The sequence below is a fragment of the Bradyrhizobium sp. USDA 4011 genome (assembly GCF_054063415.1).
This window is the reverse complement of record NZ_JBSSGG010000001.1, coordinates 421,739-436,017: the sequence shown is the minus strand read 5'-3', so window position 1 is coordinate 436,017 and position 14,279 is coordinate 421,739. Positions and strand designations below refer to the sequence as shown.

At 66.1% G+C, this 14,279-nt stretch carries 10 protein-coding genes; 8 read left to right on the top strand and 2 right to left on the bottom strand.

Annotated features, from left to right (window positions below):
- The first annotated feature begins 123 nt into the window (after positions 1–123).
- Positions 124–1,131 carry a DUF2155 domain-containing protein gene (locus ACVW1C_RS02190; RefSeq protein WP_456756978.1) on the top strand — a complete coding sequence of 336 codons (1,008 nt, stop codon included), beginning with the start codon at positions 124–126 and terminating at the stop codon, positions 1,129–1,131.
- Between the two features lie 61 nt (positions 1,132–1,192).
- On the opposite strand, the gene aat is transcribed toward ACVW1C_RS02190, so the two are convergent.
- Positions 1,193–1,873 (bottom strand): leucyl/phenylalanyl-tRNA--protein transferase, encoded by a 681-nt coding sequence (aat, locus tag ACVW1C_RS02185; protein ID WP_456756977.1) that lies wholly within the window; start codon positions 1,871–1,873, stop codon positions 1,193–1,195.
- Between the two features lie 223 nt (positions 1,874–2,096).
- On the opposite strand from aat, the gene ACVW1C_RS02180 reads away from it, so the two are divergent.
- The 7 genes from ACVW1C_RS02180 (at position 2,097) to ACVW1C_RS02150 (ending at position 13,578) form a co-directional block, all read left to right on the top strand.
- Positions 2,097–3,542, top strand: coding sequence for a DASS family sodium-coupled anion symporter (locus tag ACVW1C_RS02180; protein WP_456756976.1), 1,446 nt, complete (start codon positions 2,097–2,099; stop codon positions 3,540–3,542).
- A gap of 268 nt (positions 3,543–3,810) precedes the next feature.
- Positions 3,811–5,028: an MdtA/MuxA family multidrug efflux RND transporter periplasmic adaptor subunit gene (locus ACVW1C_RS02175; protein ID WP_456756975.1), complete on the top strand. Its 1,218-nt coding sequence runs from the start codon at positions 3,811–3,813 to the stop codon at positions 5,026–5,028.
- The gene (locus ACVW1C_RS02170; RefSeq protein WP_456756974.1) at positions 5,025–8,132 is read left to right on the top strand and encodes an MdtB/MuxB family multidrug efflux RND transporter permease subunit; all 3,108 of its coding nucleotides are present in this window, start codon (positions 5,025–5,027) and stop codon (positions 8,130–8,132) included. Before ACVW1C_RS02175 ends, ACVW1C_RS02170 begins: the two co-directional genes overlap by 4 nt.
- Positions 8,133–8,135: 3 nt before the next feature.
- On the top strand, positions 8,136–11,420 hold the full coding sequence (locus ACVW1C_RS02165) for an efflux RND transporter permease subunit (RefSeq protein WP_456756973.1): 3,285 nt from the start codon (positions 8,136–8,138) through the stop codon (positions 11,418–11,420).
- Positions 11,421–12,908, top strand: a complete 1,488-nt coding sequence (locus ACVW1C_RS02160; RefSeq protein ID WP_456756972.1) for an efflux transporter outer membrane subunit — start codon at positions 11,421–11,423, stop codon at positions 12,906–12,908.
- Positions 12,909–12,916: 8 nt separating this feature from the next.
- Positions 12,917–13,228, top strand: a complete 312-nt coding sequence (locus tag ACVW1C_RS02155; protein WP_456756971.1) for a hypothetical protein — start codon at positions 12,917–12,919, stop codon at positions 13,226–13,228.
- Between the two features lie 11 nt (positions 13,229–13,239).
- Positions 13,240–13,578 (top strand): BA14K family protein, encoded by a 339-nt coding sequence (locus ACVW1C_RS02150; protein ID WP_456756970.1) that lies wholly within the window; start codon positions 13,240–13,242, stop codon positions 13,576–13,578.
- 25 nt (positions 13,579–13,603) lie between these two features.
- Here ACVW1C_RS02150 and ACVW1C_RS02145 read toward each other — a convergent pair whose 3' ends face one another.
- Positions 13,604–14,266 (bottom strand): hypothetical protein, encoded by a 663-nt coding sequence (locus ACVW1C_RS02145; protein ID WP_456756969.1) that lies wholly within the window; start codon positions 14,264–14,266, stop codon positions 13,604–13,606.
- Between the last annotated feature and the right edge of the window lie 13 nt (positions 14,267–14,279).

Sequence of the window (14,279 nt, the reverse complement as noted above, 5' to 3'; positions counted from 1 at the left end):
GGCCGGGGACGGGCGTCCGCGCGCCCTTTCCCCGCCGTATTCGGCGTGTTAACCGGTGGCCTGCGAGCGGCCGATATCAAGGTAGACTGTCGCGAGCCCGATTCGCCCTTTAAAGCCCGCGAGATGCTTCGAACCATTGCCCTGACTGGCTTTGCGGCCTTGGTTGCCGCCTCAACCATCTCGCTTGCGCCGCCCGCGCGCGCGCAGATCGGAACGATTTTCTCCGATCCCGCGCCGCGTCCGGCCGGCTCGATTCCACGTGGCCAGGTGGCGCCTCCCAGCGACGACGACGAGGAAGTGCCGGAACTGCCGCGCGGGCGCCTGTTGCCGACGCAGCCGCGGGCGTTGCCGCCGGGCCAGGCGGTGCCGCCGCCCGGCAGCGTGCAGTCGCAGCCTCTGGCGCCGCCGCCGGGTAGCACGGTGGCTCCGCCCGGCGTTGCCGTGCAGCCACCGCAGCCGGGCGGTCCCGCCGTAGCAAACACGCCGCCCGTTGCCAATCCGCTGCCTGGTCTGCCGCCGGGGCAGCGGCAGCCCAAGGGGACTCCGCAGGGCGCGCCACAGGGCACCCCGCCGCAGACGCCTGCCGCGTTGCAGCCGGGCGACGAGGTCGTGCAGGAGCCGCCGTCGACCAAGATCACCAACAAGAAGGCGAGCTTCTCCGGCCTCGACAAGATCACCGGACGCATCATCAATTTCGACGAGGATATCGGCGAGACCGTGCAGTTCGGTGCGCTGCGGGTGAAGACCGACGCCTGCTACACCAGGCCGTCGACGGAAGCCGCCAACACCGACGCCTTCGTCGAGGTCGACGAGATCACGCTGCAGGGCGAGGTGAAGCGGATCTTCTCGGGCTGGATGTTCGCGGCGAGCCCGGGCCTGCATGGCGTCGAGCATCCGATCTACGACATCTGGCTGACCGACTGCAAAGGGCCGGACCAGACCATCGTGACCGCCGCGCCCGATCCGCCGAAGGCGCCGACGCCGCCTCCGCCGCCGGCCCAGAAGCGTGCGCCGCCGAAGCAGGCCGCGCCGCGTCCGCAGCCGCTGCCGCAGTACCAGCAGCAGCAGCCACCCCCGCCGCCCCAGCAGCAGCGGCCGGGCGGACTGTTCGGCGGATTGTTCGGGAACTAGCCTCGGTCACGTCGCCCGGATGGCGCTTCATCCGGGCTGCATGCTACGGCGCAGTCATGCATCAATTGCGCTGGGCGATGATCGCCAGCGCGTCGGCCCCCTTGACCGGCTGCGTCGTGTCGAGCTTGCGGAAATCCGCCGGCGCGCCTGAGATCGCCTTGTCGAGCAGCGCGCGATAGCGACGGCGCGAAATCTCCACCGCACCGAACGTCTTCAGATGCTCGGTCACATATTGCGTGTCGAGCAGTTCGAATCCGCCCGCGATCAGCCGGGCCACCAGATGCACCAGCGCGACCTTCGATGCGTCGCGCGTGGTGTGAAACATGCTCTCGCCGAAGAAGGCGCGGCCGAGGCTGACGCCGTAGAGCCCGCCGACCAGCTGGTCGTCCTGCCAGACCTCGACGCTGTGGCAATGGCCTGACGCGTGCAGCCCGACATAGAGGTCGCGGATGCGTTTGTTGATCCAGGTGTCGTCACGGCCGGGCTGCGGCGCCGCGCAACCGGCGATCACGGCCTTGAACGCGGTATCAACGGTGACGGTGAACACATCCGAGCGCACGGTGCGCGCCAGGCGGGAGGCGACACGGAAGCCGTCGAACGGAATCACGCCGCGCAATTCCGGCTCGACCCAGAACAGGGTCGGATCGTCGGCGCTCTCCGCCATCGGGAAGATGCCGCAGGCATAGGCGCGCAGCAGCACCTCGGGCGTGATCTCGGAGGAGGCGGAGTCGCGTGAGGTCATGCCGGCGAAGATAGCAAAGCGCGGGCCGTCTTGCGATGGGGCCCGCCACGGGGGCGCGACGTGTTGACGAAACGCGCCGGTTCCTCCACAAGCCGCGCCATTCCGCCGCAGTTTCCCGAGACGGACTGCGCGGCCATGCTACATTGCCACAAAAGATGGTGCCGCCGCCCGGGACATGGCGGCTTGCGCGCCCGACAATCGACGTGGGTGAGGGGGACGCTGCATGAAATCGTCATGGCGGACGTTTGCGCCGTTGCTGGTCTGGCTGGTGATCTATCTGGTCCCGGTGCCATCAGGGCTGAACGCCAATCAGTGGCACTATTTTGCGGTGTTCGCCGCTGTCATCACCGGGCTGATCCTCGAATCGATGCCGGTCGGTGCGGTCGGCCTGATCGGACTGACGGTCGCCGGCGTCGGCGGCTATGTCGAGCCCGACCCGAACAAGTCGCTGCGCTGGATGCTCGGCGGCTTTTCCGAGAGCACGGTATGGCTGATCGTCGGCGCCTTCGTGTTCTCGATCGGCTACCGCAAGAGCGGGCTCGGCCGCCGGCTGGCGCTGCTCCTGGTGCGCGGGCTCGGCCGCCGCACCATCGGGCTCGGCTATGCGGTGGCGTTGTCCGATCTGGTGCTGGCGCCGGCAACGCCGTCCAACACCGCACGCTCGGGTGGCACCATCTATCCGATCGTCAGCAACATCCCGCGCATCTACGGCTCCGAGCCCGGTCCGACCGCGGGCAAGATCGGCACCTTCGTGATGTGGACCGCGTTTGCGACCACGGCCGTCACCAGCTCGCTGTTTCTGACCGCGCTGGCGCCGAACGCCGCCGCGCTCTCGATCGCCAAGAAGCTCGTCAACATCGAGGTCGGCTGGTCGCAATGGTTCATCGGCTTCGCGCCGCTCGGTATCCTTCTGCTGCTGCTGGTGCCGCTGCTGAGCTACGCCGTCTGCCGGCCGGAGATCAAGGAGAGCCCGGAGATCGTGACCTGGAGCGAGGGCGAGCTCGCCAAGATGGGGCCGCCGTCGCGGCACGAATGGATCATGGCGGTGCTGGTGCTGCTCGCGATGTTCCTGTGGATCTGCGGCTCCAACCCCAATATCAGCGTGCCGCTGCTCGGCTCGAACTTCATCAACGCGACCACGGTGGTGTTCGTCGTGATCTCGCTGATGCTGCTCACAGGCGTGATCGCATTCGAGGACATCGTCGCGGAGAAGAGCGCGTGGGAGGTCTTTTTCTATTTCACGTCGCTGCTCACGCTGTCGTCGGGTCTCAACGAGATCGGCTTCATCAAATGGGTCGCCGAGGGTTATGCGAAGCCGCTGTCCGGCACCTCGCCGCTGGTCGGGATGATCCTGCTCGTCACGTTCTTCTTCTGGATCCACTATTTCTTCTCGAGCATCACCTCGCATACCGCCGCCGTGCTGCCGGTGGTGCTCGCGGTCGGCTCCAGCATTCCCGGCCTGTCGGTGCAGACCCTGATGCTGCTGTGCGTCTATTCGCTCGGGCTGATGGGAGTGATCTCACCCTACGCCACGGGACCGGCGCCGATGTATTACGGCAGCGGCTATATCGGCAAAGGCGACTTCTGGAAGTTCGGGCTGATCTTCGGCGTAATCTACTTTGCCGGATTGTTGCTGATCGTGTTGCCCTGGCTACAGATGATCGGGTAAAATAGCCACAATCCAGCGAGAAACAGCGGCCGATCGGGAAGGAGGACTTTCCTTTCCGATTCTTAACGCGCTTTGTCTGACGGAAGCGTCCAAAATGCTTCCTCGAATGTGGCGCGCGCGGATTTCAGGGGACACATAGAGCCGCACCGGCTCATTCGTGTTTCTTCGTGGGCAAGTTATGGACCAGCACATCAAAGACCCGTCTATCTTGGCGCCCGAGCAAACCAGGCGGCCATCGCGCGGGCGAGGGTTTCTGACAGGGTGTGTCGTGCTGGCGGTGCTTGCCGGCATCGTCTGGTGGACGCGGCAGCAGGCCGCGCCGCCGCAGGCCGGCGGCGGGCGCAACGCCGGGCCGATGTCGATCGTGCCGGAGGCCGTCGGCAAGGGCGATATCGGCGTCAGCCTGAATGCGCTCGGCACCGTGACGTCGCTCGCGACCGTGACGATCCGGAGCCAGATCAGCGGCTACCTGATGAAGATCGATTTCAAGGAGGGCGATGAGGTCAAAAAGGGCGACCTGATCGCCGAGATCGATTCGCGTCCCTATGAGGCGACGCTGGCGCAGGCCAAGGGACAGCTCGCCCGCGACGAAGCGCAGCTGAAAGGCGCCCAGGTCGATCTCACCCGCTATCAGAACCTCGCCGCGCAGAACGCGGTGCCGCATCAGCAGCTCGATACCCAGGTGGCGCTGGTCGCGCAGTATCAGGGCACGGTCGAGGCCGACCGCGCGTCGGTGAAGTCGGCCGAAGTCAATTTGCAATATTGCCACATCGTGTCGCCGATCAACGGGCGGGTCGGACTGCGTCAGGTCGACCTCGGCAACTACGTGACGCCGGGCGACACCAACGGCCTTGTCGTGATCACGCAGCTCGAGCCGATCAGCGTGCTGTTCACGCTGCCGGAGGACAATCTGCAGGCGGTCGCGAAGCGGTTGAAGGAGGGCGCGGTGCTGCCGACGGCGGCCTATGACCGCAGCGGCGCCAACAAGCTCGCCGAGGGATCGCTGCAGACCTTCGACAGCCAGATCGATCCGACCACCGGCACGATCAAGCTGCGCGCCCAGTTCGAGAACGACAAGCGCACGCTGTATCCGAACCAGTTCGTCAACATCCGCCTGCTGCTCGACACCCACAAGGATGCCACGACGATGTCGACCGCCGGCATCCAGCGCGGCGTTCCCGGCACCTTCGTCTATCTCGTCAACGCCGACAGCACGGTCTCGGTCCGGCCGGTCAAGATCGGCGTCACCGACGGCGACCGTGTCGAGGTGCTCTCGGGGCTTGTGCCCGGCGATCGCATCGTGATCGACGGCGCCGACAAGCTGCGCGAGGGCGCGAAGGTGGTGGTGCGCTCCGCTGCCGATGCCGCGAACCCAGCCGCCGGTGCCGCCAAGGGTCCGCCGAAGGGAGATAGCAAGGGCGGCGCCGATCCCGACAAGGCGGGAGGCGGCAACCACAAGGGTTCCGCGGACGGGCAGAAGAAATGAACCCGTCGCGGCCATTCATCCTGCGGCCGGTGGCGACGACCCTGATGATGATCGCCATCATGCTGTCGGGCATGCTGGCGTTCAGATTCCTCCCCGTCGCGGCGCTGCCGGAGGTCGACTATCCGACCATCCAGGTGCAGACCTTCTATCCGGGCGCCAGCCCCGACGTGATGACGTCGTCGGTGACGGCGCCGCTCGAGGTGCAGTTCGGCCAGATGCCGAATCTGAACCAGATGAGCTCGGTGAGCTCGGCCGGCTCGTCCGTGATCACGCTGCAGTTCGGCTTGTCGATCTCGCTCGACGTCGCCGAGCAGGAGGTGCAGGCCGCAATCAACGCCGCGGGCAATCTCTTGCCGTCGGACCTGCCGGCGCCGCCGATCTACGCCAAGGTCAATCCGGCTGACGCGCCGATCCTGACCCTCGGCCTGACTTCGAAGACCATGCCGCTGACGCAGGTGCAGGATTTCGTCGACACAAGGCTGGCGCAGAAGATCTCGCAGCTACCCGGCGTCGGCCTCGTCAGCATCAGCGGCGGCCAGCGGCCCGCGGTGCGGATCCAGGCCGACATCCGCAAGCTCGCGGCCTATGGGCTCAACATCGACGATCTCCGCACCACGCTCGGCAACGCCAACGTCAATACGCCGAAGGGCAATTTCGACGGCGCGATGCGCGCCTACACCATCAATGCCAACGACCAGATCCGCAATGCCAGCGACTACCGTTCGCTGATCATCGCCTACAAGAACGGCTCGCCGGTTCGCCTCAGCGACGTCGGCAACGTCGTCGACGGCGCGCAAAACGACAAGCTCGGCGCCTGGATGAACGAGACGCCGGCGATCATCCTCAACATCCAGCGCCAGCCCGGCGCCAACGTGATCTCGGTGGTCCAGGGCATCAAGGACCTGCTGCCGCAGCTGCAGGCCACGCTGCCGGCAGCGATCGATCTCAACATCCTGACCGACCGAACCGTCACGATCCGGGCCTCGGTCCGCGACGTCGAATACGAGCTGGCGCTTGCGGTGATCCTGGTCGTGCTGGTGATCTTCGTGTTCCTGCGCTCGACCCGCGCCACGCTGATCCCGAGCCTGTCGGTGCCGCTCTCGCTGGTCGGCACGCTGGGGGCGATGTATCTGTTCGGCTTCAGCCTGAACAATCTGTCGCTGATGGCGCTGACGATCGCGACCGGATTCGTGGTCGACGACGCCATCGTCGTGATCGAGAACATCTCGCGCTATATCGAGGAGGGCGAATCTCCACTCGAGGCGGCGCTGCGCGGCTCCGAGCAGATCGGCTTCACCATCATCTCGCTGACGGTGTCGCTGATCGCGGTGCTGATCCCGCTGCTGTTCATGGGCGACGTCGTCGGCCGTCTGTTCCGCGAATTCGCCATCACGCTGTCGGTCACGATCCTGATCTCCGCCGTGGTGTCGCTGACGCTGGTGCCGATGGCCTGCGCGAAACTCCTGAAGCCGGAGAGCATGACGCGCGAGAACACCTTCCAGCGGCTCAGCCGGGAAGGTTTCGACGCCGTCATCGCCATCTACGCCCGGATGCTCAACTGGGTGCTCGACCGCCAGACCATGGTGCTGCTGGTCGCGCTCGCGACGTTCGGGCTCACGGCGCTGCTCTATGTCGTCATTCCCAAGGGCTTCTTTCCGGTGCAGGACACCGGCGTGATCCAGGCGATCTCGGAAGCGCCGCAATCGGTGTCCTACGCGGCGATGGCCGAGCGGCAGCAGCGGCTCGCCAGCGTGATCCTGAAGGATCCTGATGTCGAGAGCCTGTCGTCCTTCATCGGCGTCGACGGCACCAACACCACGCTCAACAGCGGCCGCATCCTGATCAACCTGAAGCCGCATGAGCGGCGCAAGGCCGGCGTCTCGACGGTGATGGACCGGATCAAGGCGAGCACCGCGGCGCTGACCGGCATCACGCTCTACATGCAGCCGGTGCAGGACCTCACCATCGAAGGCACGGTGAGCCGGACGCAGTATCAGTTCATCCTGCAGGATGCCGACCCGAACGAACTCGCGGAATGGACGCCGAAGCTGGTCGACAAGCTCAGGGAATTGCCCGAGCTCAGCGACGTCACCAGCGACATCTCCGCGCAGGGGCTGTCGGTGTTCGTCGACATCGACCGCGACCAGGCCGCGCGGTTCGGCATCACGCCGGCGACGATCGACAACGCACTGTATGATTCTTACGGCCAGCGCATCGTCTCCACCGTCTTCACCAATTCGAACCAGTACCGCGTCATCCTCGAGGCCGATCCGTCGCTGCAGAACTCGCTGGATTCGCTGTCGTCGATCTATCTGCCGTCATCGGTGGGCTCGACGCCGGTGCCGCTGTCGGTGATGGCCAGGATGCGCGTGGAGACCGCGCCGCTGCAGGTCTCGCATCTCGGCCAGTTTCCGTCGGCAACCGTCTCGTTCAACCTGGCCCCGGGCGCCTCGCTCGGCGGCGCGGTGACCGCGATCAAGCAGGCGCAGGCCGAAATCAACCAGCCGCTCGGCATGATCACGAGCTTCCAGGGCGCGGCGCTGGCGTTCCAGTCCTCGCTCTCCAACCAGCTGTTCCTGATCCTGGCCGCGATCATCACGGTCTATATCGTGCTGGGCGTGCTCTATGAGAGCTTCATCCATCCGCTGACCATTCTCTCGACGCTGCCGTCGGCCGGCATCGGCGCGCTGCTGGCGCTGATGATGGCCGGCCAGGATCTCACCATCATCGCGATCATCGGCATCATCCTGCTGATCGGCATCGTGAAGAAGAATGCGATCATGATGATCGACTTCGCGCTCGATGCCGAGCGGAACGAGGGCAAGCCGCCGCGGGAGGCGATCTATCAGGCCTGCCTGTTGCGGTTCCGGCCGATCATCATGACGACGATGGCAGCTGTGCTCGGCGCGCTGCCGCTGATGCTCGGCAGCGGCGCCGGCTCCGAGCTCCGGCATCCGCTCGGCATCTCGATCGTCGGCGGCCTGCTGGTGAGCCAGATGCTGACCCTGTTCACGACGCCGGTGATCTATCTCTGGTTCGATCGCCTGGCGCTGCGGTTTGCCGGGCGGGCGGACGAGGTCGGCGAGGCGAGCGGGTCGCGTTGAGCCATGAATCCGTCAACGCCCTTTATCCGCCGGCCGGTCGCAACCACGCTGCTGACGTTCGGGCTTGCGGCGGCGGGCATTGTCGCGTTCTTCAAGCTGCCGGTGTCGCCGCTGCCGCAGGTGGATTTTCCCACCATCTCGGTGCAGGCGACGCTGCCCGGCGCCAGCCCGCAGGATGTCGCGACCACGGTCGCCAGCCCGCTTGAGCGGCATCTCGGCCAGATCGCCGATGTGACGGAAATGACGTCGTCGAGCTCGGTCGGCTCGACCCGGATCACGCTGCAGTTCGGGCTGAACCGCGACATCAACGGCGCGGCGCGCGACGTGCAGGCCGCAATCAACGCGGCGCGGGCCGATCTGCCGACCAGCCTGCGCAGCAATCCGACCTACCGCAAGGTCAACCCGGCCGACGCGCCGATCCTGATCCTGACGCTGACGTCGGACACGCTGACCCGCGGCAATCTCTACGATGCCGCGTCCACAGTGCTGGCGCAGAAGCTGTCGCAGGTCGAGGGCATCGGCGAAGTGGTGGTGGGCGGCAGCTCGCTGCCCGCCGTCCGCGTCGATCTGACCCCGCAGGCGCTCTACAAATACGGCATCGGTCTCGAAGACGTCCGCGCGGCGCTGTCGAGCGCCAACGCCCACAGCCCGAAGGGCGGCATCGATGTCGGCGACCAACGCTACCAGATCTATGCCAACGACCAGGCCAACAAGGCCGATGACTACAAGTCGCTGATCGTGGCCTATCGCAACGGTGCGCCGGTGCACCTGTCCGACGTCGGCGAGGTGGCCGACGGTGTCGAGAACCTGCGCAATGCCGGGCTCGCCAACGGCAAGCCCGCGGTGCTGATCATCCTCTACCGGCAGCCGAACGCCAACATCATCTCGACCGTCGACCGCGTGAAGGGGCTGATGCCGCAGTTGCAGGCGTCGGTGTCGCCGGCGATCGACATCGGGATGGCCGTGGACCGCTCGACCACCATCCGCACGTCGCTGCATGACGTGGAACGAACGCTGGTTCTCGCAGTGCTGCTGGTCATCATCGTGGTGTTCGCGTTCCTGCGCAATTTGCGCGCCACCTTGATTCCGGTGGTGGCGGTCTCGGTGTCGCTGGTCGCGACCTTCGGCGCGATGTACCTGATCGGCTACAGCCTCGACAATCTGTCGCTGATGGCGCTGACGGTGGCGACCGGATTCGTGGTCGACGACGCCATTGTGGTGCTGGAGAACGTCACCCGTTACATCGAGGACGGCCTGAGCCCGCTCGAGGCGGCGCTGAAGGGTGCCAACGAGGTCGGCTTCACCGTGCTGTCGATGAGCATCTCGCTGATCGCGGTGTTCATTCCGATCCTGCTGATGGCCGGCATCGTCGGGCGGCTGTTCCGCGAATTCGCGATGACGATCTCGATCTCGATCCTGATCTCGCTCGCGGTCTCGCTGGCGACCACCCCGATGATGTGCGCCGTGCTGCTCAAGCCGGACCGCGGCGGCCACGGCCGGCTCTATTGGGCCAGCGAGCACTTCTTCGAAGCGATGCTGAACTTCTATCGCAGGACGCTGACAGCGGCGTTGCAGCATCCGCTGTCGGTGATGCTGATCCTGGCGGCGGTGTTCGGCCTCAACTTCTATCTCTACGACGTGATCCCGAAGGGTTTCTTCCCGCAGCAGGACACCGGGCGGCTGGTCGGCTCGATCCAGGCCGACCAGAGCGTGTCGTTCCAGCTGATGCAGCAGAAGCTCGCGCAGTTCGTCGGCATCATCAAGCGCGATCCGGCGGTGGAGACCGTGGTCGGCTTCACCGGCGGCGGCCAGACCAATTCCGGCTTCGTGTTCGTGTCGCTGCGGCCGCTCGACCAGCGCAAGCTCGGCGCCGACGGCGTGATCGCGCGGCTGCGCCGCGAGATGGGGGTGGTGCCCGGCGCCAGCCTGTTCCTGCAGGCGGTGCAGGATATCCGGGTCGGGGGCAGGGCCTCGAACGCGCAGTACCAGTACACGCTGCAGGGATCGACGCTGGAGGAGCTAAATGACTGGACGCCGAAGATCGCGGCGGCCTTGCAGCGCGACCCGAACCTCGCCGACGTCAACAGCGACCAGCAGAACAAGGGGCTGGAATCCGACCTCGTGATCGACCGTGATGCCGCGGCCCGGCTCGGCATCACCGTGAGCCAAATCGACAACACCCTCTACGACGCCTTCGGCCAGCGTCAGGTGTCGACGATCTATGTCGCGCGCAACCAGTACCACGTCATCATGGAGGTCGCGCCACGCTACTGGCAGAACCCCGAGACGCTGAAGGACGTCTACATCAGCACGTCGGGCGGCTCGGTCGGCGGCTCGCAATCGACCAACGCGGTGGCGGGCACCGTCGTAGCGCCGGGAACCTCGAGCGCGGCCAGTTCGGCCAATGCCCAGGCCGCGCGCAACCAGGCCACCAATTCGATCGGTTCGACCGGGAAGGGCGCGGCCTCGACCGGATCGGCCGTCTCGACCAAAAGCGAGACCATGATCCCGCTGTCGGCGGTGGCGGCGTTCAAGCAGGGCGCGACGCCGCTTGCGGTCAATCACCAGGGCCTCCTGGTCGCCAACACCATCTCGTTCAACCTGCCGCCGAACGTGTCGCTGAGCACCGCGGTCAGCAGCATCGAGGCGACCATGAACCGGATCGGCGTCCCGGCCACGATCCGCGGCACATTCCAGGGCTCCGCCAAGGCGTTCCAGGATTCGCTCAGCAACCAGCCGTTCCTGATCCTGGCCGCGATCGTCACGATCTACATCGTGCTGGGCGTGCTCTATGAGAGCTATGTCCATCCGCTGACCATTTTGTCCACACTGCCTTCTGCAGGTGTGGGTGCCTTGCTGGCGCTGATGGCATTCAAGACCGAGTTCAGTATCATGGCGCTGATCGGCGTCATCCTGCTGATCGGCATTGTGAAGAAGAACGCCATCATGATGATCGACTTTGCGCTGGACGCGGAACGCAGGCGCGGACTGGAGCCGCTCGAGGCGATCAAGGAGGCATGCCTGCTGCGCTTCCGTCCCATCATGATGACGACAATGGCCGCGCTGCTCGGCGCCGTGCCGCTCGCGATCGGGATGGGCGACGGCGGCGAACTGCGGCAGCCGCTCGGGATCGCCATCGTCGGCGGCCTGATCCTGAGCCAGGTCCTGACGCTCTACACGACGCCGGTCATCTATCTCTATCTCGACCGGTTCCGCTTGTGGGCCCTGCGCGTCCGCCGCGGTGGCGCCGTGCGGATGCCGGGCTCTTCACTTCAACCGGGCGAGTAAATGCCGACAGGTGCAGCGTTGCTTAGTCTTCGAATATTGCGGAAACCGGTCCGGTTTCGGCGCGTGGCGGCGTTCGGCGGCCTGAGCCTTGGTCTGAGCCTTGGCCTGACCGGCTGCATTCCCGGGGTGGAGAAGCCCGAGCTCAGTCTCGAAGTGCCGGCGAGCTATCGCGCCGCGGCCAAGGGCGATGCCGACGCCGCCGTTCCGGCGCTCGCCTGGTGGCGCGGTTTCCGCTCGCCCGAGCTGACCGGGCTGATGGAATCCGCGCAGCTCTACAATCTCGATATCGCGGTGGCGATCGCCCAGATCGTGCAGGCCGACGCGCAGGCCGGCGTGTCCGGCGCCGCGCTGCTGCCGTCGAGCTCGGGATCGGCCAATGCCGAGCGTCAGAAGGTCGCGACTGGATCGAATTCGTTGCTCGGCGGGAGCAGCGGTACGTTCTCGCAATACAATCTGGGACTCAGCGCGAGCTACATCGTCGACTTCTGGGGCAAGAACCGCGCGACGTTGTCGGCGTCGGAGGAGAGCGCGACGGTCGCCCGCTACAATCGCGAGGTGGTCGCGCTGACCACGATGGCGGCGGTGGCCAACACCTATTTCCAGGTGCTGGCGGCGCAGGACCAGATCAAGGCCACCCGGCGCAATCTGGCGGCGGCCGAGCGCATCCTGGCCTTGATCAAGTCGCAATTCGCCGGCGGCACCGCCTCGCAGCTCGACCTGTCGCAGCAGGAGGCGCTGGTCGCCACGCAGCGCGCGGCGATCCCGCCGCTCGAGGTGACGCTGGGGCAAAACACCGCCGCGCTTGCCCTCCTGGTGGCGCGCGCGCCGGCCGATTTCTCGGTGCGCGGCGGCAGCACCACGCAGATCTCGGTGCCGCGCATCACGCCGGGCATGCCGTCGGAATTGCTCTACCAGCGGCCTGACGTCCGTCAGGCCGAGGCGCAGCTCGCGTCCTCCAATTTCAGCGTCGACGCGGCGCGCGCTGCGTTCTTCCCGCAGATCCAGCTGACCGGCACCACGGGCTTCCAGAGCGCGGCGCTCGCCTCGCTGTTCGCGCCGGGCGCCTGGTACTACACGCTCGCCGCCGGGCTGACCCAGCCGCTGTTCGACGGCTTCCTGCTGGAGAGCCAGCTCAAGCTCGCCAAGGGCCAGCAATTGCAATCCCTGCAGGCCTATCGCAAGGCGGTGCTGTCGGCCTTTGCCGATGTCGAGAAGGCGCTGATCGCGTTGCAGCAGTATACGCTGCAGGAGCGGCTGCAGTCCGACGTGGTGGCGAGCTCGCGCAAGGCGTTCGAAGTCTCCGAGACGCAGCTGCGCGGCGGTACGGTCAATCTCATCACGGTGCTGCAGACACAGCAGACGCTGTTCACGGCTGAACTCAACCTGGTCTCGGTGCGGCTCAACAAGCTGCTGGCGGCAAGCAGCCTGTTCCAGGCGCTCGGCGGCGGCTGGACGCCGGCCGGCACGCTCGCGGCGGCAGTGCCATGAGGTTGGTCATGCAGCGGTTCGCCACACTGTTCGTCGTTACTCTCGTCATCGCGCTCGGCGCGCCGACCGGCATTGCCCGTGCGCAGCAGCGGCCACCCAACAGCGTTCCGCTCGCCTTCGGCATGAGCGCCGATCAGGCCAGCCAGTCGCTCGGCGTTCCCCTGAACTATGTTCGCGGCACGCCGGGCAATGAATTGTTCGTCGCGCTGCCCAATGTCAGGGGCAGCGTGCTGTCGAGGCGCAGCGACGGGCTCTATCTGCAATTCGGCAAGGGACGCCTGATCGCCTGGAAGGGCGACTGGGGGACCATTCCGCAATGAGGGGCTTGGCCATGACCGCCATCAGAGCACTGATCGCCTGCGCCGCTATCGCGCTCGGCACGGCCCCTGCCTCGGCTCAAAACTCGGCGCCGCAACGGCCGCTGCGTTACGGCAGCACCGGCGGTGCGTATTTTGACGGCAGGGACGACGACCGCGATTTTCGCAGCAACGGCTCCTTTCCGGGCAGCTTCGCCGCCGATCCCTTCAGCGCGGGCTTCGGCGCGGCGGGTCTGTTCGGCTCGACGCCGTATCACTCCGCGCGGCCCTATCCGTCGCAGGTGATCTTCGGCGCGCCATGTCAAGATTGCCGTCCGCATCGCACGCGGCGGCACCGCGATCGGGCTGAATGAGGTTGTTCGGGAGCGGAAGGCGCTTCTAGCTCTTGCGCAGAAGGTCGTCGATGATGCGCAGCTTCATCCAGCCGGCCTTGTCGATAATCTCCCTGCGCAGCGTGTCCTTTTCCATCTCGTATTGCTCGCGCGAGATGTCGCGGCCGCCGCTCGCGGTGAGCAAGGCATTGTGCTGCGCCTCCCACGCGATCACATGCTCGGTCATGACCTGCGTCACCGCCGGAAGGAAGCCGGGGTGGCCTGCCAGGCCGCATGTTTCCGTGGTCTGCGGATCTTCCGCCAGCATGATCACGTTCCACTCGTCGTAGCCGATCAGATTCAGCTGCGTGTAGAGAAACGCGCCATGCGGCCCGTCCCATATCTTTTGGTCGATGACCAGGAACGGCAACGCACGGCAGTGGCCGTAGCGCGCCGTCATGTCACGGTTGAAGCTCTCGGTGCGCTCCTGCAGCCGTTGGTTGGCCGCGGCAAACACGGCGAGGCGATTGTCCGCCGTCGGCACGATGCTGGCTGCGTCGTCGGGCGCGAACCCCGCATCGCGCAGCATCGGCCCGATCCGCGGATCTTCCCACTGCCTCTTGTGAAAAGCGGGGGCCGCGCCGTCGGCACCCGGTGCCGGACGCAAGGGCTCCTTGAGATCGCCCAACGTCGCCTGCTTCTTTCCAAAAACCACCCTGCGCTCGAACATCGCGTGCCGTTCC